Genomic DNA, 21,372 nt, shown 5'->3' with positions numbered 1-21,372 from the left:
GCCGCGCCACAACCAACACAACAAACTAGAGACAAGACCCATGGAATTGACCGTCCTGTGTTTGAGCTTCGTGCTGTTCCTGGTGCTGGGCGTGCCGGTGGCCTTTGCCATCGGCCTGGCCTGCCTGGCCACCTTCGCCGTCGAGGGCCTGCCCCTGGCCACCGCCATGCAGATGATGGTGTCGGGCATGAACGTGTTCTCGTTCCTGGCCATCCCGTTCTTCATCTTCTCCGGCGAGCTGATGCTGCACGGTGGCATTGCCGACAAGATCATGAACTTCGCCCGCTCGCTGGTGGGCCACATGAAGGGCGGGCTGGGCCTGGCCAACGTGATGGCCAGCACGCTGTTTGGCGGCGTGTCCGGTTCGCCGGTGGCCGACACCTCGGCCATGGGCGGCGTGATGATTCCCATCATGAAGCGCGAGGGTTACAGCGCCGACTACGCGGTCAACGTCACCACCCACGCCTCGCTGACCGGCGCGCTGATGCCGACCTCGCACAACATGATCATCTATGCCTTCGCCGCCCAGGCGGCGGTGGGCACCATCGACGGCCATGCGATACGCGGCGTGTCGATTGGCGACCTGATGTTCGCCGGCCTGATCCCGGTGTTCTGGATCATGGTGTGCATGCTGGTGGCGGCCTACTGGCAGGCCAACAAGAACGGCTTCCCCAAGCGCGCCGACGGCAGCTCCATGATCGAGCGATTCCCCGGCTGGAGCGCGGTGGCCCGCACCTTCGTCGCCGCCGTGCCGGGTCTGATGGTGATGCTGGTGATCCTGGGCTGCGTGATGGGCGGCATCACCACCGCCACCGAGGCGGCGGCCATCGCCGTGGCGTATTCGCTGTTCCTGACCACCGTGGTCTACCGCAGCATTGACCGCTCCAAGATGCTCAAGGCGCTGGCCAAGGCCTCGCGCACCACCGGCGTCATCCTGCTGCTGATCGGCGTGTCCAACATGCTGCGCTGGCAGATGGCCTACCTGGAGATTCCAGAGGCGATCGAGGCGGCCCTGCTGCACGCCACGCAAAACCCGTGGCTGATGCTGCTGTACATCAACCTGATCCAGATCTTCCTGGGCGTGTTCCTGGACATGGCGGCGCACATCCTGATCACCACGCCGTTGTTCCTGCCGTTGGCCATCCAGATGGGTGTGGGGCCGGTGCAGTTCGGCATGATGCTGCTGCTCAACTGCGCCCTGGGCCTGGTGCACCCGCCGGTGGGCACGGTGCAGTTCGTCGGCTGCGCGATCGGCAACATCTCCATCGGCGAGGCCACCAAGACAGCCTGGCCGTATTACCTGGCGATCTGGGTCGCCATCAACCTGGTTACCTATGTGCCCATGTTCTCCACCTGGCTGCCCTCGCTGCTGGCGGGGCACCCCGTGTTCTAGCGAAGCTGATCGGTGACAAAAAAGAGGCCCCATGGGGCCTCTTTGCTTTGGTACATGCTGATCGCAATCTCAGGGCTTGCCCTTCTGGATGGCCCCCACAAACCCATCGCCGCTCAGGTACTTGCCCGCCACAGCGCGCAAGTCGTCCACACCCAGCTTGGCGGTGGTGTCCAGCAGCCGGTCGGTGAAGTCCAGCTCCAGGCCGAACATGGCGTTGGTGGCCAGTTCGCGGTTCAGCGCGCCGTTGGTCTGGCGGTTGATGCGGGTGTTGCCGGCGTAGTACGACTTGGCACGTGCCACGTCGGCGGCGTTGAACTCGTCCTTGGGCAGCTTGCGGATTTCGTCCAGCAGTGCGGCCTTGGAGATCTCTTCCTTCTTCGCATCGGTGGCGATGTAGGCCAGCATCAGGCCGTCGGTGGCGCGCGAGCTGTCCTGCGTGAACACCGTGTAGGCCAGCGATTTCTTGCTGCGCAGCTCGCCAAAGAAGGTGCCGGCCAGGCCGGAGGTGACGTTGTTCAGCAGGCGCACGGCCGGCCAGTCGGCGTGCTTGCGGTTCACCGTGGGGAACAGGTAGACGATGGCGGACTGCTTGCGGTCGCGGTACTCGGCCACTTCCAGCCGGGCCGCCGGTGCGGCGACGGGCTTGGGCGCCGCATGCGTTGCCGCGCCGCGCTTGGGCAGCCAGGCGAACTGTGCTTCCACCATCTTTTTGGCGTCTGCCAGCGTGATGTCGCCCACCACCACGATGACGGCGTCTTGCGCTGTCACGCGTGCCTTGTGCCACTCGCGCAGTTGCGCCGGGCCGATATCGGCCAGCGACGCCGCGTAGCCGGCCGCAGGCAGGCCGTACGGATGGCCGGGGTACATGGCTTCGAACGCCATTTGCACCGGGCGCGCGCTGGAGGAGTCAAACGCGCGTTTGATGGCCGCCAACTGCTGGAAACGCTCTTCCTGCACGCCCTTGTCGGCGAACGCCGGGCTGCGCAGCACCTCGGCCAGCAGCGCCAGGCCGGCGCTGTAGTTGCGGCGCTGGATGTCCAGGCCCAGGCCGAAGAAATCAGCCTCGGTGACGGTGGTGAACTCGGTGCCGAGGAACTCGATGCTGCGGTCGATCTCTTCGCCGCTGTGCGCGCTGCTGCCCTTGCGCAGCGCACGCGTCATCAGCTGGGTGATGCCGGCGTTGCGGCTGCTCTCATCGCTGCGCCCGCCCTGGAAGTACACGCCGGTAGAAATCATCGGTGAGCCGGGGCGTTCGCGCACCAGCAGGCGCGCACCATTGGCCAGGCGCAGGTCTTTCACCGGCTGGTCGGCCACGGCCGCGGCCACCTGTGCCGGCGCCGGCGGCGCCTTGATGGCGGGCAGGGCGGCGGGCGGCGTGGCGGAGGCTTCCTTCACCAGCGCCAGCGCGGCATCCGCCGTCATGTCTGGCGTGCCCTTGGGCGTGTAGTGGTACAGCGTCAGGTTGTTCACCCGCAGGTAGCGCTGGGCGGCTTCCTGCACCTGCTTGGGTGTCAGCGCTTGCAGCGCCAGCAGGCGCGTGCGCAATTTGTCCACACCGTAGCGGGCCTCCACCTGCGACAGCGTGGTGGCCTGGCCCAGTGCCCCCTGCAAGCCGGCCACCAGCGCGCTTTCGATGCGGTTCTTGGCCAGTTGCAGTTCGAAGTCGGTCGGGCCCCAGGCCTTCATGCGCTCCACCTCGGCCAGGATGCCCTTGTCCACCGTGATGCGGTTCATTTCGTCAAAGGTGGCCTGGATGGCGAAGACGCCGATGTCGTCAAAGTTGTCGTGCGACGCCTCTGCCGTGCTGGCCGAGGTGGGCCCCACCACCTTGGTGTACAGGCGCGATGAGCGGCCGTCACCCATCACGGCCGCCAGCACGTCCAGCGCCAGCTCGTCCGGGTTGCCCACGCCGGGCGTGTGCCAGCCCAGCACCGTGTAGCCCTGCTTGATTTCGGCCGACGACTGGCCGAAGCGGAACGCGGTCTGTTCCGGTTCCTTGGGGCCGTAGCGCTTGTCCAGCGTGCCTTTGGCGAGCTTGCCGAAGGTCTCATTGGCCACGGCCAGCGCTTCTTCGTGCGTGATGTCGCCAGCAATGGACAACACGATGTTCTCCGGCCGGTACACGGTCTCGAAAAACGCCATCAGGTTGGCGCGCTGGATGTTGCGCAGCACCTCGTTGGAGCCAATGCGCCAGCGCTTCATGCGGTGCTGGGTGAAGGCGGTGGCGTACATGCGCTCCATGGACACGGCCGGGGCGTTGTCCAGCTTGCGGTTGGACTCTTCGATCACCACCTCGGCTTCCTTCTTCAGCTCGGCGGGGTCGAACAGCGGGTTGCTGATGGCATCGGCCTGGATTTCCACCGCCTTGCGGAAGCCCTCCTTGGGCACCACGAAGTAGTAGTTGGTGCTGTCGTAGATGGTGCCGGCGTTGGTCTGCCCGCCGATGGAGGCCAGCTCCTGTGAAATCTGCTCGGCGCCAGGGAAGGCCTTGGAGCCCTTGAAGAACATGTGTTCAAACAGGTGGGCCATGCCGGCGATCTCGTCGGTCTCGTTGAAGTAGCCAGCCTTGACCCAGGTGTTGATGGCCACCACGCCGGTGCCTTTTTGCGGCTTGGTGATCAGCGTCAGGCCGTTGGGCAGCGTGGTCTTCTTCACGTCCTGCAGGAAGCCGTCCAGCACGGTGGCCGGTGGGGCGGTGGGCGAGGCGGCCTGGGCGAACTGGCTCAAGGCCAGTGGCATCAGGCCCAGCAGTGCGGAGCAGAGCAGGGTAGGGACAAGGCGCATGGGGGCGTCACTTTCTCTCAGGGTGAAAGGGAAAAAACGGCTATTGTGCCCGCCCAGTGCTGGCGCCCTGGGGCGAAATGCCGGCCCGGCGGCCGGAAATGTGACGAACGGCGGAAATCGGTACACCAGCAGCGGCGCCCGGCCCGTTGACAGTTGCGGTTGGCGCATTGCAGCAAATCCAGTTCATGGCTTGCCGCACCTGCCGGCACCCTCCATAATGGGCCGGCCTGCGGATCTTCGCTCCACAACAAGGTGGAACACCACCGACAAGGAACCACGCGATGCCAGTTGTCAATGGAACGACGGGTGACGACATCCTGTATGCCAGTGCGACGGGTGACACCGTCTTTCAGGGCCTGGCCGGCAACGACATCGTCTACGGCGGCTCGGGCAATGACAGTCTGAACGGGGACGCCGGGGACGACTACCTGGTCGGCAGCGGCGGCAACGACAGCCTGGACGGCGGCGCCGGCAGCGACTTGGGGCTGTACCTGGGCAAGCGCGCCGATTACACCATCAGCTACAACGCCAACACCGCCGTCTTCACCCTGGTGGACAAGACGGCTGGGCGTGATGGCACCGACCTGGTCACGGGCGTGGAGAGCTTCCAGTTTTCCGACGGCGTGGTGACCTCCCAGCAGCTGGTGAGCACGCTGCCCGACACCACGCCCCCCACCCTGGTCAGCACCACCCCCGCCAACGGCGCCTTTGCGGTCTCCATCACCAGCAACATCAGCATCACCTTCAGCGAAGCCATCGTGCTGGGCGCGGGCGCCATCGTCCTGAAGGATGCCGACGGCAATGTGGTGGCCACCTATTCGGCCAGCAACACCGCCAACCTCAGCATCTCCGGCAACACGCTGACCCTGTTTCGCAGCACCCCGCTGGCCGCCAGCAGCAACTACAGCCTGGAGCTGAGCGCCGGCAGTGTCAAAGACCTGTCAGGCAACAACTTCGGCGGCAGCCTGGGCTACCACTTCACCACCGCCGGCAATGGCCAGCAGCTGACCGCCACCGCCGCCGCCCCCAACCTGACTGGCGGCACCGGTGACGACACCCTGATCGCCGGCCCCGGCAACGGCACGCTGGACGGCGGCGCCGGCGACGACGTGCTGGTGGGCGGTGCCGGCAAGACCCTGATGCTGGGCGGCACCGGCAGCGACACCCTGATCAGCGGCAGCGGCGCCGACACCATGCAGGGCGGCGATGGCGGTGACCTGTATTACGTCAATGACGCTGGTGATGTGGTGCAGGAGCAGGCCACCAACGCCGCCCAACCCCTTGATCCGAACTCACCCGATGCCGACCTGGGCCGCGCGGTGGACAAGGTGATTGCCAGCATCAACTACACGCTGACCGGCTTTGTCGAGAACCTGTCGCTGGCCAGCGCCTCAGGCAACCTGGCTGGTGTCGGCAATGAGCTGAACAACCTGCTCACAGGCAATGAGGGCAACAACACCCTGAACGGCAAGGCCGGCAACGACACCCTCGATGGTGGTACCGGGCTGGACACCGCCCAATACAGCGGCAAGTTCAGCGACTACAAGATCACACTGGGCCCCGCCGCCAATGCCACCGCTTTGGCCGACAGCTTGCCGGCCACCGTGGCCGACAACCGCGCAGCCAACCTGAGCGAAGGCAATGACAGCCTGAGCAACATCGAGCGGCTGCAGTTCAGCGACAACCGGCTGGCGCTGGACCTCGGCATCACCCAGGCTGGCGGCAAGACGGTGCTGATGATGGCCGTGGCCACCAGCCTGGGGCCGGCGCTGGTGGGGGTGCCAAGCCTGGCTGGCATCTTCCTGAACTACTTCGACAGCGGTGCCAGCTTGCTGGACGGGGCCAACCTGCTGGTGGCCACGGGCATCGTGGCGGCCTTTGCCGGCGGCAACGACAACGCCAGCCTGGTCAAGATGGTCTATGCCGATGTGTATGGCAAGGCACCGGATGCGGCCACGCTGGCCAGCCTGCTGGCGCCGCTCAACGCCGGCACCACCTCACAGGCGCAGTGGCTGGCCGACATGGCCGCTTCCACCGCCAACCAGCAGCATGTCAACCTGGTGGGATATGCGGGCTCGGGCTTGCAGTACACCCTTTGAAGGGCGACTCGTGAACATCAAACTGTCCTTGTCCTTGCCCCTGGTGCTGGCCACACTGGCCCTGGTGTCGTGCGGCGGCGGCCTCAGTGACCCCGATGCGCAACTGCAGGCCGCCCAGGTGGTGCAGCGCGCGCAAATGGACCGTGAGCAGCTGGACCGCGGGCAGGTCCAGGTGCGCCAGGCCACCACCAGCACACAAGTAGTGGATGCAACGGCTTACATGGACTGGGCGCAGACGCAGAACCCCGGCAACTTTCCCGGCGCCCAGCCCACGGTGCAGCGCAGCGGCTTTGTGTTCCGTTACTACCCGGGCTCGGGCAACTTCATCATCGTCATGGGCAGCGGCGACGTCTACCACCTGGGGCCGGTCAGCGGTGGCAAGCTGTCGCGCATCGGCGCGCTGGCGGACTTCACCTGCAACATCTTCCCCAGCAGCTGCGCCTCGTCCATCGTGGGCACCTGGACCATCCCCGGCAACAACGGCGCCATGGTGACATTTTTCAGCAATGGCGACTTCATGCAGGCCCAGTGGGCCTTTTCAGAGCCTGACCCCGTGGCGTCCCAGGTCTGGCCCGGCCTGGAGCGCTCCACCTACGTCTGGAACACCAGCACCGGCGCCCTGACCATGACCTGCCCCAGCCTGGACACCAATGGCACGGCTGGCCCCGCGGGCACCTACACCGGCGGCTTCACCGGCTACAAGGGCGACCCCATCGGCACCTGCCGCGACGCCAGCCAGGCCAGGACGGTCCAGCTCAGCGGCAACACCATGAGCTTCACCACGGCAGGCGGCACCGCTACCTTGACCCGCCTGGTGGATACCAGCAACACCATCGTCGGCTCCTGGTTTGTGGCCCCGAGCAGCATGCTCACCTTCTTCAGCAACGGGGACTTCGTGCAGACCGAGTGGCGCGCCGCCAACGCCAGCCTGCAGAGTTGGCCCGGCGTGGAGCGCGCCACCTACACCTGGAACGCCAGCACCGGCACGCTGACCCTCACCTGCCCCAGCGTGGACACCAACGGCAGCGCCGGCATCTCGGACGGCTACACCGGCGGCTTCACCGGCTTCAAGGGCGACCCGATAGGCACCTGCAAGGGCGCCGGCTCGCTGGGCGCGGGCAACACGCGCATCAACGGCGATACGCTGACCCTGGTCATCCCCGAGGGCACCCTGACCGCGACGCGTGTGAAGTAAGCCGGTTATCTCGGTCTGCGCATGCTGGAGGCCTTTCATGCCGGTTTGTGATACCTGCTAGTGGCGGCCCCGGCTTCTCAAAGGCAAGGTCCCGCTACAGAATCGTTTGCTTATGACTGAACATCGTACGCAGGTCGCCATCATTGGCGCGGGGCCCTCTGGGCTGTTGTTGGGGCAGTTGCTGCACAAGGCTGGCATTGCCAATGTGGTTCTGGAGCGCCAGAGTGGCGACTATGTGCTGGGCCGCATACGCGCTGGTGTCATCGAACAGACCACTGCTGATTTGCTGGACGAGGCTGGCGTGGGCGCGCGCATGCACGCCGAGGGCCTGGTGCACCACGGTGTGGAGCTGTGTTTCGACGGCGCGCGCCACCGCATCGACCTCTCCGGCCTGACCGGCGGCAAGCATGTCATCGTCTACGGCCAGACCGAGGTCACGCGCGACCTGATGGCCGCGCGCGAGGCAGAAGGGTTGACCACGGTCTACAACGCCCAGGACGTACAGCCGCATGACTTTGACACCGCCAAGCCCTGGCTGACCTACACCCACAACGGCGAGCAGCACACGCTGCGCTGCGACTTCATTGCCGGCTGCGACGGCTACCACGGCGTCAGCCGCGCCAGCGTGCCGGCGGGGGCGATCCGCGAATTCGAGAAGGTCTATCCCTTTGGCTGGCTGGGCGTGTTGTCCGACACGCCGCCGGTGTCGCCTGAGCTGATCTATTCCAACCACGCGCGCGGCTTTGCGCTGTGCTCGCAGCGCTCGGCCACGCGCAGCCGTTACTACGTGCAGTGCGCGCTGGACGACCAAGTGTCGCAGTGGAGCGATGACGCTTTCTGGGACGAGCTGCGCCGCCGGCTGGACCCGGCCGCCGCCGAGAGCCTGGTCACCGGCCCATCGATTGAGAAAAGCATCGCCCCGCTGCGCAGCTTCGTGGCTGAGCCGATGCGCTTTGGCAGCTTGTTTTTGGCCGGCGACGCCGCCCACATCGTGCCGCCCACCGGTGCCAAGGGGCTGAACCTGGCCGCATCGGACGTGCGCTACCTGGCCTACGCGCTGCACGAGCACTACCTCGACAACAGCCAGGCTGGGCTCACGCACTATTCCGACACCTGCCTGCGCCGCGTCTGGCGCGCCGAGCGTTTCAGCTGGTGGTTCACCTCACTGACCCACCTGTTCCCCGATCAGGGCACGATTGGCGCCAAGCTGCAGCATGCCGAGCTGGACTACCTGGTGAACTCGGTGGCTGCACGCACCGCGCTGGCGGAGAACTACGTCGGACTGCCGTTTTAGTTCCAAGGCATTGGCTGGGATCAGGCCGACGCGGCACTCGGCTCCGCGGCTGTCCCCCGGGCCTTCGGCCCTCCTCCTTGATGCCGCTGCGCCGAATGCCGCATCGACCTGATCCTGCAAGCGTGGTTGGCGTGCGAACGGCATGAGGTCAGGGGTTTCCCGCATTTGGCCTTTCGGGTACATTGCTAAGCAGAACAAGTACGGCGAGAGGGGGAGGGATGGCAAGAACTTCGGCACAAGATCTGCTGGGTTTGTCGCTATTTTTATGCGAGCAAACTATCAATGGCCAGCAAGGGCTGCATGCCCGTTTTGCTGGTGAATTTGCCAACTTATACCGCAGAGTGTTGCGGTATATATTGCGTTAGGCACCATGTCAGCGATTCTTCTCCTGGAAGATGGGCGCGGACTATATCGCTCGAATATGTGCTACTGCGGAATGCTTGTGCTGATCTCCAGAGAGGTGTCTGATGCGCACGCCCGGTTGAGGGTGTGGCTCGCCGATAAGGCCGAACGGACGCCGCCATTCTGCGAGTTCGATCTGAGGGGCCTGAGCGAACCAGATCGCATCGAATTTTGGATTGCGAGTGAACGTGCATATGCTCAGTTGCTGCAGCGGCACGGTCCAGAATCGTCCTGGTCGAGAAATATGTACGCTGGCGAGGGACTGAGCCACCTGCTGCAAATGCATCGGAGCATCATTGCCGGTGAGCCACCCTCTACTCTCAATGACCTCCATGAAGTCATCCCGTTTCGTGGCAAAGCGGAAGATCTCGATGAAATTTGGTTCGAGAATGGTGCCTAACCCCTCCGTCGAGCGGACGTCTTTGAGCTGGCTGCGCGAGCCCAAAGCCGCCGGTCATGTCGAACGTTAGGTCGCAAAATGCGTCGGCCCTCTCGCCTTATGCCAGTTGCCACGCCGAGCCCTTCGGCTATCCTGGGATGGCTCTTTATCGCCGTCCTGATCGGGAGCACTGTGTATGTCGGCTATGTGATGTTCAGTAAGGCTCCGTGGGCTACTTCGGCTGGCGCGGCTCTCCTGGTGTTGGTATCCATTTATTCAAGCCGGCGTCGAAAGAGGAGGCTTGAAGCATTGGCACAAGTGCGTGGTGGTGAATCCATCTGCGAGTTCGCCAGAAGTTTTGATGCGCGAAATGTCGATACATGGGTGATTCGAGCGGTCTACGAAGAGCTGCAAAGGGAATTAGCTGATGCTGTACCTAACTTTCCGGTCCGAGCTTCCGACGTGCTTCTCAAGGACCTCCTTGAGGACTCAGACGATCTCGACATGTCACTTGCCCCAAATGTGTCAAAGAGAACCGGACGATCGCTTGACGACTTTCCTGAAAATCCGTACTTCGGCAAGGTCCGAACAGTAGAGGATTTAGTATTGTTCTTCAATGCGCAACCACATGAGAATGCAACCTAACCCATCAGTGAAATACGGACCGCCTGCGGCGTCCGTTTACTTCTTGCGTTAGATGACAGTTCTCCACCACTCAACAATGGCTCCGTCCCAAAGATACTTCTTGGCATGGGTTGGTTTCTTTTTCGCAGAGTCCTTAATGGGCCTCGGTTGTTTGTATCTGTCTCAATGGTTCGTCGTTCCATTTTTCGCGGTCTTGCCCATAGCAAGCCATATGATCCGAAGAATTTCTTGCCCGAATTGCGGGGCACCGCTGGTCTATAACGGTCGCAGCATTCCGGATCGATTGACGCCTCCATCTATATTCAGGACGAAATGCCAAGCATGCGGTGAGAGTTTGGACAAACAACAGTAAGAGTTAACGGATGCAACGCAAATCTAACTGGTCGGCCCACACGGTCGTGCAACATCAGGTTGCCGCTTCGCGGCGTGTGTTGCGTGCCGGAGGGAAATCAAGGAGGAGGCCGTAGGCCGGGGGACAGTCCCGTAGCCACGCGCCCCAGTGGCGTCGGCAACCGCCAATCAGCAACGCGCGGCGCCAGCGGACCCCAACGGAAACCCCGGCGCAACATTCAAGGCGCGAGGTACACCTTTTGCAACAGGGTAATCAGCGTCTTGCGCTCAGCAGCAGTCAATCTGCTGGCGGCCCGCAGTTCCAGTGCCTGCGCCGTGGTCTCGGCGCGCTTGATCAGCGCCGCGCCTTCACGTGTGGCATGCAAGCCGGTGGCACGGCGATCGGTGGCGTGGGGCTGGCGCTCTATCAGGCCGCGTTGCTCCAACTGCTTGATCAGGCCCACCAGGTTGGGCGGCAGCACGCCCAGCACCGCGCACAGCTGGCGAGAGGTGATGCCGGGGTTGTGCGCGATCGTGGAGGCGACAGAAAAGTCCACCGGCCGGAAGTCGTATTGCGCCATCTCCTGCATGAACACCTCGATGACGGCCAGCGCCGTGCGGCGCGCGTTGTAGCCCACCAGGCTTTCCAGAAAGCGGGTGTCCACCGCTTCCGCAGTGGCCGGCGGGGCAGGGGGTTGGATGGCCTTGAGGGTCATGGCGTGGATTGTCGCCGCGCACCCAGGTAGGTGTCCGCCACGCGCGGGTCCCTGGCCAACTCAGCCGCCGGGCCGCTCAAGCTCAACTCGCCCATCTCCAGCACATAGGCATGGTCGGCCACGGCCAAGGCGGCGTGCGCGTTCTGCTCCACCAGCACAATGGTGACGCCGGTGCTGCGCAGTGCGGCAATGGTGTTGAAGATTTCGCGCACCACCAGTGGTGCCAGGCCCAGGCTCGGCTCGTCCAGCAGCAGCAGGCTGGGCTGCGCCATCAGCGCGCGGCCCAGCGCCAGCATCTGGCGCTCGCCGCCCGACAGCGTGCCGGCCAGTTGCGTGCGGCGCTCCTTCAGGCGCGGGAACAGCGTGTACACCTCGTCCACACGGTCACGCCAGCGTGCGGTGCCCAGCCGCATCGGGCGAAAGCCGCCCAGCGACAGGTTGTCTTCCACCGGCATGCTGCCGAACAGCTCGCGCTTTTCCGGCACCAGCGCGATGCCCAGCATCACGCGCTCTTCCAGCGTCAGCGCCGTGATGGATTGGCCGTTGAACATAATGTCGCCCCGCGCCGGCAACACACCCATCAGCGTGTTCAGCAGTGTGGACTTGCCGGCGCCGTTCGGCCCGATGACGGTGATGACGCTGCCGGCGTTGGCGCTCAGGCTGATGCCGTGCAGCACCTCGGCGCGGCCGTAGCCGGCACGCAGGTCGCGTATGTCGAGCAGGGGCGTGGTGGTGCTCATGGCCATGGCTCTCAATGCTCGGTGCCCAGGTAGGCGGCGCGCACCTGCGGGTTTTGCTGCACCTGCTCGGGCGTGCCCTCGGTCAGGAAGGTGCCGAATTCCATTACCACCAGGCGGTCGCACAGGCCCATCACCATGTCCATGTCGTGCTCCACCAGCAGGATGCTCATGCCTTCGCCACGCAACTGGCGCAGCACGTCGGCCAGCGCCTGCTTTTCCTGGTGGCGCAGGCCGGCGGCCGGCTCGTCCAGCAGCAGCAGCGCCGGGTCGCCGCACAGCGCGCGGGCAATCTCCATCAGCCGCTGCGGGCCCATGGGCAGGTTGCCGGCCTGCTCGTGCAGCCAGGGGCCCATGCCCACCCGTTCCAGCTGGCGTTGCGCCTCGCGCAGCAGCTGGCGCTCTTCAGCCCGGTTGGTGCGCACCATCGCCGCCAGCACGCCCTTGCTGCCACGCAGGTGGGCGCCCAGCGCCACGTTGTCCAGCACGCTCATGTCGGGGATCATCTTCACATGCTGGAAGGTGCGTGACATGCCGCGCGCAGCAATCTGCCGCGAGCGCAGGCCGCCCACCGGCTGGCCACGGAACAGCACCTGTCCGCCGCTCAGGCCCAGCACGCCGCTGATCAGGTTGAAGGTGGTGGATTTTCCGGCGCCGTTGGGGCCTATCAAGCCCACGATCTCACCGGCGCGGATCTGAAAGCTGATGTCGTTCACCGCCACCAGGCCGCCAAAGGTCTTGCGCACCGCTTGCACGTCCAGCACCAGTTCGCCGTGCGCCGGCTTCGGTTTCTCGGGCAGCGGTGGTGCGTCTGCCCAATCCACCTTGCGCGGTGCGCGCGGCAGGCGCCGCTCTACCAGCGACCACAGGCCGTCTGGCAGGTATTTCAGCACCAGCACCAGCACGATGCCAAACACGATGACTTCAAAACTGCCGCTGCTGCCGATCAGCTTGGGCAGCAGCACCTGCAACTGGTCTTCCAGCAGTTTGGTCAGCAGCGCACCCGTCAGCGCGCCCCAGACCTGGCCGACGCCGCCCACCACCGTCATGAACAGGTATTCGATACCCATCTTCAGCCCGAAGGGAGAAGGGTTCACCGTGTGCTGCAGGTGTGCCAGCAGCCAGCCGGCCAGGCAGGCCAGCAGCGCGGCGATCAAAAACACGGATACCTTGTAGCGCAGCGTGTTCACGCCCATGGCCTCGGCCATCAGCGTGCCGGTGCGCAGTGCCCGCATCGCGCGGCCGGCGCGTGAATCCAGCAGGTTCAGCAGCGCCAGCGCGGCCAGCAACACAAACGCCCAGGCCAGCACATAGAAGCCCCGGCCGGTGCCCAGCGCCTGCCCAAAGACAGACAGCCCGGGTATGCCCAGCATGCCGTCGTACTTGCCAAACGCGTCCACGTTAGCCAGCAGGTAGTACAGCACCAAGCCCCAGGCGATGGTGGCCAGCGGCAGGTAGTGGCCCGACATGCGCAGCGTGATGGCGCCCAGCACCAGCGCTGACGCAGCGGTGATGGCCAGCCCCACCGGCAGCGTGGCCCAGGGCGACCAGCCGGCGTTCAGCGTCAGCCAGGCACTGGTGTACGCACCCAGGCCGACAAAGGCGGCCTGGCCGAAGGACGTGAGCCCGGCCACGCCGGTCAGCAGCACCAGGCCCAGGCACACCAGGCTGTACAGCGCGATGTAGTTCAGCTGGGTGATCCAGAAATCCGGCAGCGGCAGCAGCGCCACCGCTGCCAGCACCACCACGAAGGCCACCAACCCAAAGCGCCGCACCTGGCTCAACCCCATCTCAATGGTCCTCATCCGAATGGCCACTGGCGAACGAACGCCACAGCAGCACCGGCAGCACCAGCGTGAACACGATGGCCTCCTTGAAGGCGCTGGCCCAGAACGAGCCGAAAGCCTCCACCACCCCCACGGCCAGCGCCCCCAGCAGCGCACCGGGGTAGCTGGCCAGGCCGGCCATCACGGCGGCGACGAAGCCCTTCAGGCCAATCAAAAATCCTGAGTCGTAAAACACCGTGGTAGTGGGGCCGATCAGCAGGCCCGACAACGCGCCGATGAAGGCCGCCATGGTGAAGCACAGCTGGCCGGCCGTTTGCGACGAGATGCCCATCAGCCGCGCGCCCAGCCGGTTGACGGCGGTGGCGCGCAGCGCCTTGCCGTACTGCGAGCGCTCGAAAAACAGCCACAGCAGCACCAGCAGCGCGGCCGATACGGCGGCGATGATGATGGCCTGGCCAGAGAGTGTGAGTGCGCCCAAGCGCAGTCGCAAGTCCCACAGCGCCGGGTTGCGAAACCCCTCGGCGCCAAAAAAGAGCAGGCCCAGGCCGGTCATGGCGAAATGCACACCGACCGACACGATCAGCAGCACCAGCGGCGTGGCGTCGGCCAGTGACTGGTAAGCCACCCGGTACACCAGCGGCCCGAAGGCGGTGACCAGCGCCACCGCCAGCAAAGCCTGCACCGCCATGTGGGGTTGCTGCGGCGCCAGCCAGGCCGTCAGCGCGCACAACGCCACCGGCAGCGCCAGCGTGCGCGCGGCGGCCTTCAGCACCGGCAGCACGCTGTGGTGGCGCTGCCAGGCCGCCAACGCGTCCATGGCGGCGGCCACCACGGCCGTGATCAGCAGCAGCCACACCGTGCCGGGCACCTTGCCGGTTTGCAGCAGCGCCAAGGTCAGTGCGCCATAGGCCACGAACTCGCCCTGCGGGATGAAGATCACCCGCGTGACGGTGAACACCAGCACCGTGGCCAGGCCCAGCAGCGCGTAGATCACGCCGCTGGTCAGGCCATCAAGCAGCAGGATGCTGGCGATCGAGAAGTCCATGCCTAGGGTTTTCCGCTGTGCGTCCGTGGGACAGGTTTACTCGACCTTCCAGTCGGCGTTGACCACCTTCAGCATCACGCCGGTCTCCAGCGTGAAGCCCCAGTGGTCATCCTTGGTCCAGTTCAGCACGCCGTGCGACAGCACGGTGCGGCCCATGCTCTCAAAGGCGTCGCGCAGCGCGGCGCGGAACTCGGGCGTGCCCGGCTTGGCCTTCTTCAGCGCGATGGGAATGGCCTTCTCCAGCACCAGCTCGGCGTCATAGCCATGGCCGGCGAACTGGTTGCGCGAGCCCGGGCCATAGGCCTTTTCGTACTTCTGCACGAAGTCGATCGCGACCTTCTTCGACGGGTGGCTGTCGGGCAGTTGCTCGGCAATCACCGCCGGGCCGGAGACCACGTAGGCACCTTCCACCGCCTTGCCGCCCACGCGCATCAGGTCGCGGGTGGCAGCAGCATGGGTCTGGTAGACCTTGCCGGTGTAGCCGCGCTCCATCACCGCCATGTGCGGCATGGCCGCGCCGCTGCCCGAAGCCACCAGCAGCATGGCGTCGGGGTTGGCGGCGGTCAGCTTCAGCACCTGCGCGGTCACGCTGGTGTCGGAGCGGGCGAAGCGCTCGGCAGCGACGACCTTGATGCCGGCCTTGTCGGCCTCGGCGGTGAACTCCTTCAGCCAGCTCTCGCCATAGGCGTCGGTGTAGCCCAGGAAGCCCACGGTCTTCACGCCCTGCTTCTTCATCAGGTTGACCATGGCATGCGCCATTACGCCGTTGGATTGCGGCAGGCGAAAGCTCCACTTGTCCTTGCCCGGCGGCAGTGGTGCCGGTGACATCATCAGCTGGGGCGTGCCGGCCTCGGCCGCCACGTCGGCCATGGCAATGGCCACCGGTGTGGCCACCGAGCCCACGATCACGTCCACCTTCTCATCGGTGACATAGCGCTTGGCGATCTTGGCGCCGTTGGTGGGGTCGGTGGCGTCGTCCAGCACGATCACCTTCAGCTTTTCACCAGCTATGGTTGCGGGCCACAGCTTGACCTGGTTGCCAGCCGGTATGCCCAGGCCGGATGCGGGGCCAGTCAGCGGCAGCACCACGCCTACCGTGATGTCGGCCAGCGCCGCGCCGGATGCCAGCAGCGCAATGGCGGCACAGGCCGCAGTCTTCTTCAGCTTCGTCATCGTTGTCTCCTCAGGTTATGGTTTGCGGACGGAAAAAACTGTTTTGGCGGATCAACTGCACAGTGCCTTGATGTCTTCGGGCACGGGGATGGCGCGTATGCGCTCCGGCTCTTCCGGCAGGCGCACGCAGAAAGCGCGGATTTCGGTGCCCTCGCACAGCAGGTCGTCACCGCGCTTGACCAGATGGCGGTGCACAAAGGCCTTGTTGCGCCACTCTTCCACCGTGGTGTGCACCTGCAGGGTTTCGCCATAGGTGGCAGGGCGCAGGAATTTGGTGTTGATCTCCAGCAGCGGCGCGCCGATGATGTGGCGCGTCTTCACCAGCTCGCGCCAGGGCGGCACACCGCATTGGACGAAGAAGTTCAACGAGGCGGCGTCCATCCACTTCGAGAAGTTGGGGAAGAACACGATGCCGGCCGGGTCGCAATCGCCGAACATCACCTGCACCTCGTAGACAACGGTCTTGGCCATGGCGTTCACGTGGCGTTCAGCGCGGCGCCATGCGCAGCGCGCCGTCCAGGCGAATCACCTCGCCGTTCAGGTGGCCGTTGGTGACGATGTGCGCCGCCAGTTGGGCGAATTCTTCGGGCTTGCCCAGGCGCGGCGGGAAGGGGATGCTGGCGGCAAGAGAGGCCTGCACCGGCTCGGGCAGGGTCTTCATCAGCGGCGTGGCAAACAGGCCGGGCGCGATGGTGCACACGCGTATGCCGTGCTGCGCCAGGTCGCGCGCCATCGGCAGCGTCATGCCCACCAGGCCACCCTTGGAGGCGCTGTAGGCCTGCTGGCCCACCTGGCCGTCAAAGGCGGCCACGGAGGCGGTGAACAGCATCACGCCGCGCTCGCCGTCTTCCAGCGGAGCCAGCTTGGCGCAGGCGGCGGCAAACAGGCGGCTGGCGTTGTAGCTGCCCAGCAGGTTGACGTTGATGACCTTGGCGAAATCCTCCAGCGGTGCGGCATTGCCGTCCTTGCCCACCACGCGCTTGGCGCTGCCAATGCCGGCAATGTTCATCAGCATGCGCGCCGGGCCATGGGCCGCCGTGGCAGCGTCCAGCGCGGCCTGCAGGCTCTCCGTGTTGGTGATGTCGCAGGCCAGCGCCAGCGCGCGGCCTGCGCCATGGGCGGCGTTGATGTCGTCGGCCACGCGCTGGGCGTTGGCCAGGTTCACGTCCAGCACCGCCACCTGGGCGCCCAGGCGTGCCAGTTCGCGCGCCGTGGCCTCGCCCAGGCCGGAGCCGCCGCCGGTGACCAGTGCACTGTGTCCTTCAATCTTCATGAGTGTCTCCAGGTTTTCAGTATCGGGGGCAGGGGGCTCAGGCGGCAGCGGGGTTTTCCAGCAGCAGCGCAATGCCCTGGCCACCGCCTATGCAGGCACCGCCTATGCCATAGCGCAGCTTGGCGCGCTGCATTTCGCGCGCCAGCGTCAGGGTCAGGCGCACGCCGGTGGCGGCCAGCGGGTGGCCCAGCGCGATGGCGCCGCCATGCACGTTGAGCTTGTTCAGGTCCAGCCCCAGTTCACGCGCCACTGCCAGCGTCTGTGCGCCCTGGGCCTCGTTGATTTCGAAGCGGTCGATTTCGTCCAGCGTCAGGCCAGTGCGCTCCAGCAGCAGGCGTATGGCCGGCGCCGGACCAATGCCCATGATCTCTGGCGGCACACCCACGGCGGACACACCCAGCACCCGCGCCAGCGGCTGCTTGCCCTGGGCCTTGGCGTAGGCGCCGCTGGCCACCACAGCGGATGCCGCCGCGTCCACCAGTGCCGAGCTGTTGCCGCCGGTCTGTACGCCGTCCTTGAACACCGGCTTGAGCTTGGACAACACGTCCACGGGGGAAGGACGCGGATGGGTGTCCTGCGCCACCTCGGTCACTTTGCCAGCCAGGCGTATGCCGCGCGGCTTGTAACCTTCCAGCTCAAAGGTCTCGCTGACCACCGGCACGATCTCGCCGGCATGGAAGCCGCTTTGCTGCGCCGCCACCGCCTTGGCGAACGAGGCGGATGCAAACTCGTCCACTTCAGCGCGGGTGATGCCGTATTGCCTGGCCAGGTTCTCAGCCGTCTGGATCATGTTGATGTCGGCGGCCGGGTCCAGCAGCGCTTCCCACATGTAGTCCTTGAAACCCACCGGCGCGCCGAGCTTGAAGCCGGTGCGGTGCTCAAAGCTGGCGATGGGGTTGCGCGTCATGCTCTCGGTGCCCACCACCAGCGCGGCCTCGCAGGCGCCGCCCTGGATATGTTCGCCGGCCTGGCGAAACAGCTCGAAGCCCGTGCCGCAGATGCGCTGCGCCATGATGGCCGGCACCTGCACCGGCACGCCGGCGTACAGGCCGATGTGGCGCGGCAGGAAGAACTGGTAGAAGTCTCCCGGCGCCATGTTGCCGGTGATGACGGAACCGATGTGCTCGCCCGGCACGCCGGCACGCGCCAGCGCCGCGCGCGCGGCCTTGATGCCCAGATCAGTGGGCGAGATGTGGCCCAGCGCGCCGCAATAGTCCACCATGGGGGTGCGCACGCCGTCCAGCAACCAGACGTCGTTGAAGGGGGTAAAAAATCCGGCTTGGCTCATGGTCAGGTTCTGTTTTGGGGTTGCAGCGTGTGGGGCAGGCGGCCTTCGTGCAGCGCCGCCACGGTGTCCGCGCGCAGTGTCAGCACTGCGCGCTGGTTGATCGAGCCCTTGTCGGTGACCTCGCCTTTGTCCATCGACGGCGGTTGGGCCAGCAGGCACATCCTGGCAATGCGGGTGGCGCTGCCCGTGGCCTGGGCGGCCAGCGTGTCCAGCAGGCGCTGGAAGTGGGCCAGCACCGGCGTGCTGGCCAGCACCTCATCCAGCGGCGCGTCCGCCGCCAGGCCGCTCAAGGCCCGGCATGCGGCCACGTTGGGGAACACCATGGCCCCCACCTCGTGCCGGTCCAACCCGGTGATGACCGCGTCCTGCACGCAAGGTGCGCCGGTGGCGATGAGCTTGCCGCGCAGCGGCCCCACGCTGACGAAAGTGCCGGTGGCCAGCTTGAAGTCCTCGGCAATGCGGCCGTCAAAGCGCAGGCCCTTGTGGACGTCGGCCTCGTCTATCCATTTCAGCGCGTCGCCGGTGCAGAAGAAACCTTCGTCGTCGAAGTGCCGGGCGGTCTCCGCCGGGTCGCGCCAGTAGCCGGGCGTGATGTTGGGGCCGCGGTAGCGCACCTCGGTCTTGTTGCCACAAGGGGCCAGCTTCAGCTCCAGCCCCGGCGCGGGCAGGCCCAGGTCGCCGGACTGCACATGCGGGCTGGTGACGAACAGGCCAAACGGGCTGGATTCGGTCATGCCCAGGCCACTGGCCATCACCACGCGCTGGCCGATTTCCGATTGCGCGCTGGCAAACAGGCTGTCCCATACCGGCTGGGCCAGTGAGGCACCGGCATAGAAGAACATGCGCACGCGCGAGAACAGGTTCTTGCGCAGCGCGGTGTCGGTCTGCATCGCACCGGCAATGGCTTCAAAGCCCGTGGGCACGTTGAAGTACACGGTGGGCGCCACCTCGCGCAGGTTGCGCAGCGTCTCGCCCACCAGGGCCGGCACCGGCTTGCCCTCATCGATGTACAGCGTGCCGCCGTTGTACAGCACCATGCCGACGTTGTGGTTGCCGCCGAAGGTGTGGTTCCACGGCAGCCAGTCCAGCAGCACCGGCGGCTCTTCGGTCAGCACCGGCATGGACTGGCGCATCTGCTGCTGGTTGGCGCACCACATGCGGTGCGTGTTGATGACCGCCTTGGGCAGCTTGGTGGAGCCGCTGGTGAAGAGGAACTTGACGATGCTGTCGGGCGTGATGGCCGCGGTGGCCGCGTCCACCGCCGCCGTGGGTTTGGTCGCCAGCAATTCGGCCAGTGGCGTGCTGGGTCGGCCTAGGGTGCTGCCTTGGGCAAACACCAGCTCCACTTCCGGGGCGACCGTCGCCAGCATCGCCTTGGCGTAGCGGCTGGCGTCGTTGGCGAACACCAGGCCGGGTGTCAGCGTGTCCACCACATGGCGCAGCTTGGCGTAGTCCGTGCTCAAGGTGGAGTAGGGCGGCGAGGCCGGGCACCAGGGGATGCCGGCCAGCATGCAGCCCAGCGCCATCAGTGCGTGGTCGAGGTCGTTTTCGCTCAGGACCAGCACCGGGCTTTGCGCATTCAGGCCGCGTTGCAGCAGCGCCTGGGCGATGGCGCGGGCGCTGGCCAGTGCCTGCGCGTAGCTGATGTGACGCCAGTCGCCCCGGCTGCCATCGGCCAGCCGCGTGCGCTGCGCGAACAGCGTGCGGTCCGGCGCCTCGCGCGCCCAATGCAACAGGCGCTCGGCCATGTGCGGTGCGTGCGGCTCCAAGGCTTGCTCGGCGCGCAGGTAGCGCACGCCGTCAACGCCCTCGGTCATCACCCCCCGGGTGACACCGAAGCGCAGCGGACGGTACAGCGAAGCGGGTGCGTTCATGGCCTGCGCTTCGCTGTTCATTGCTTCTTGACCTTGGCGGCGCGGCCCTGCAGAAAGTCCTGCATGCGCGCCTTGGCCTCGGGGGCGCTCTGGGCAATGGCGGCCATCATGGCTTCGGTGAAATAGCCCTGGTCGGAAGGCTGCTCGGCGATGCGCGGCAGCGCGTGCACCAGCGCATAGTTGGTCATGGGGGCGTTTTGCGCGATGCGTCGGGCCAGCTCCACCGCTTTGGTGAGCGCCTGGCCGGGCGGCACCAGGTACTGCGCCAGGCCCACGCGTTCACCCTCGGCAGCGGTGTAGACGCGGCCTGTCAGCATCATGTCGGCCATGCGGGCGGCGCCTATCAGGCGCGGAATGCGCACCGAGCCGCCACCGCCGACGAAGATGCCGCGCGAGCCCTCGGGCAGTGCGTAGAAGGTGGTCTCGTCAGCGACGCGGACGTGGCAGGCGCTGGCCAACTCCAGCCCGCCGCCCACCACGGCGCCATGCAGCGCGGCCACCACCGGCACCGGGCCGAACTGCACCTGCTCCAGCGCCGCATGCCACATGCGCGAATGGTGCAGGCCCTCGGCGGCATCGCGCTCCTGCAGCTCGGCCAGGTCCAGCCCGGCGCAAAAGTGTTCACCCTCGCCATGCAGCACGGCAGCGCGCACGCCGGCGGGCAATTCCTCGAACAGCCGGCGCAGGCCCAGCATCAGGCCGTCGCTGATGGCGTTGCGCTTGCGCGGACGGCTCAGGCGGATGACGGCGACTTCGCTGTCATCGCCCTGGATCTCGAGGTGCAGGTCTTTGGTGCTCATGGTGGTTCTGCCTTGTGGAATGAATTATGGTTATTAAATATAACTAAATCAATGCGGGACGAATGTGCTTTTCTAGGTGTTTTCCCGGGCCGTCCCGGGATTGCATGAGCCACGGGACGACACCATGTACAGGCATATCTCCACCACAACAGCCCTGA

General features: G+C 65.7%; 17 protein-coding genes. 6 read left to right on the top strand and 11 right to left on the bottom strand.

The window, feature by feature from the left end; translation table 11 throughout:
• The first annotated feature begins 40 nt into the window (after window positions 1-40).
• On the top strand, window positions 41-1,393 hold the full coding sequence (locus AC1DX2_RS24430) for a TRAP transporter large permease (RefSeq protein ID WP_477199033.1): 1,353 nt from the start codon (window positions 41-43) through the stop codon (window positions 1,391-1,393).
• Between the two features lie 69 nt (window positions 1,394-1,462).
• Here the strand turns inward: AC1DX2_RS24430 and AC1DX2_RS24425 are convergent, their stop codons facing one another.
• On the bottom strand, window positions 1,463-4,177 hold the full coding sequence (locus tag AC1DX2_RS24425) for a M16 family metallopeptidase (protein WP_477199032.1): 2,715 nt from the start codon (window positions 4,175-4,177) through the stop codon (window positions 1,463-1,465).
• A gap of 281 nt (window positions 4,178-4,458) precedes the next feature.
• Between AC1DX2_RS24425 and AC1DX2_RS24420 the strand changes: the two genes are divergently transcribed.
• From AC1DX2_RS24420 to AC1DX2_RS24400, 5 genes are all read left to right on the top strand, one after another.
• Window positions 4,459-6,276, top strand: coding sequence for an Ig-like domain-containing protein (locus AC1DX2_RS24420; RefSeq protein ID WP_477199031.1), 1,818 nt, complete (start codon window positions 4,459-4,461; stop codon window positions 6,274-6,276).
• Between the two features lie 10 nt (window positions 6,277-6,286).
• Entirely contained in the window at window positions 6,287-7,471 is a 1,185-nt protein-coding gene (locus AC1DX2_RS24415) for a hypothetical protein (RefSeq protein WP_477199030.1), read from the top strand.
• A 112-nt stretch (window positions 7,472-7,583) separates the two neighbouring features.
• Window positions 7,584-8,765 carry a 4-hydroxybenzoate 3-monooxygenase gene (gene pobA / locus AC1DX2_RS24410; protein ID WP_477199029.1) on the top strand — a complete coding sequence of 394 codons (1,182 nt, stop codon included), beginning with the start codon at window positions 7,584-7,586 and terminating at the stop codon, window positions 8,763-8,765.
• Window positions 8,766-9,201: 436 nt separating this feature from the next.
• A complete protein-coding gene (locus AC1DX2_RS24405; protein WP_477199028.1) occupies window positions 9,202-9,567 on the top strand; it encodes a hypothetical protein in 366 nt (121 codons plus the stop codon).
• Between the two features lie 99 nt (window positions 9,568-9,666).
• Window positions 9,667-10,191: a hypothetical protein gene (locus tag AC1DX2_RS24400; protein WP_477199027.1), complete on the top strand. Its 525-nt coding sequence runs from the start codon at window positions 9,667-9,669 to the stop codon at window positions 10,189-10,191.
• A gap of 569 nt (window positions 10,192-10,760) precedes the next feature.
• Here AC1DX2_RS24400 and AC1DX2_RS24395 read toward each other — a convergent pair.
• Genes AC1DX2_RS24395 through AC1DX2_RS24350 form a run of 10 tightly spaced genes read right to left on the bottom strand, consistent with a single transcriptional unit; the run spans window position 10,761 to window position 21,214 of the window.
• The gene (locus tag AC1DX2_RS24395) at window positions 10,761-11,237 is read right to left on the bottom strand and encodes a MarR family winged helix-turn-helix transcriptional regulator (protein ID WP_477199026.1); all 477 of its coding nucleotides are present in this window, start codon (window positions 11,235-11,237) and stop codon (window positions 10,761-10,763) included.
• Window positions 11,234-11,983, bottom strand: a complete 750-nt coding sequence (locus AC1DX2_RS24390; RefSeq protein ID WP_477199025.1) for an ABC transporter ATP-binding protein — start codon at window positions 11,981-11,983, stop codon at window positions 11,234-11,236. The genes AC1DX2_RS24395 and AC1DX2_RS24390 overlap by 4 nt, the downstream gene beginning before the upstream one ends.
• A 5-nt stretch (window positions 11,984-11,988) precedes the next feature.
• On the bottom strand, window positions 11,989-13,764 hold the full coding sequence (locus tag AC1DX2_RS24385; RefSeq protein WP_477199024.1) for a branched-chain amino acid ABC transporter ATP-binding protein/permease: 1,776 nt from the start codon (window positions 13,762-13,764) through the stop codon (window positions 11,989-11,991).
• Between the two features lies 1 nt (window position 13,765).
• Window positions 13,766-14,806 (bottom strand): branched-chain amino acid ABC transporter permease, encoded by a 1,041-nt coding sequence (locus AC1DX2_RS24380; RefSeq protein WP_477199023.1) that lies wholly within the window; start codon window positions 14,804-14,806, stop codon window positions 13,766-13,768.
• Window positions 14,807-14,842: 36 nt separating this feature from the next.
• The gene (locus AC1DX2_RS24375; RefSeq protein WP_477199022.1) at window positions 14,843-15,979 is read right to left on the bottom strand and encodes an ABC transporter substrate-binding protein; all 1,137 of its coding nucleotides are present in this window, start codon (window positions 15,977-15,979) and stop codon (window positions 14,843-14,845) included.
• A gap of 51 nt (window positions 15,980-16,030) precedes the next feature.
• A complete protein-coding gene (locus AC1DX2_RS24370) occupies window positions 16,031-16,450 on the bottom strand; it encodes an acyl-CoA thioesterase (RefSeq protein WP_477199021.1) in 420 nt (139 codons plus the stop codon).
• Window positions 16,451-16,466: 16 nt separating this feature from the next.
• On the bottom strand, window positions 16,467-17,252 hold the full coding sequence (locus AC1DX2_RS24365; RefSeq protein ID WP_477199020.1) for an SDR family NAD(P)-dependent oxidoreductase: 786 nt from the start codon (window positions 17,250-17,252) through the stop codon (window positions 16,467-16,469).
• A gap of 37 nt (window positions 17,253-17,289) precedes the next feature.
• Window positions 17,290-18,540: a thiolase family protein gene (locus AC1DX2_RS24360; protein ID WP_477199019.1), complete on the bottom strand. Its 1,251-nt coding sequence runs from the start codon at window positions 18,538-18,540 to the stop codon at window positions 17,290-17,292.
• Window positions 18,541-18,542: 2 nt separating this feature from the next.
• Window positions 18,543-20,414: a feruloyl-CoA synthase gene (locus tag AC1DX2_RS24355; protein ID WP_477199049.1), complete on the bottom strand. Its 1,872-nt coding sequence runs from the start codon at window positions 20,412-20,414 to the stop codon at window positions 18,543-18,545.
• 17 nt (window positions 20,415-20,431) lie between these two features.
• Complete coding sequence (locus tag AC1DX2_RS24350) at window positions 20,432-21,214, bottom strand: crotonase/enoyl-CoA hydratase family protein (RefSeq protein WP_477199018.1); 783 nt, start codon at window positions 21,212-21,214, stop codon at window positions 20,432-20,434.
• Window positions 21,215-21,372 lie beyond the last annotated feature (158 nt).

It is taken from the genome of Hylemonella sp. P2_B10, from assembly GCF_056404875.1.
This window is presented reverse-complemented; position numbering and strand designations above follow the sequence as displayed.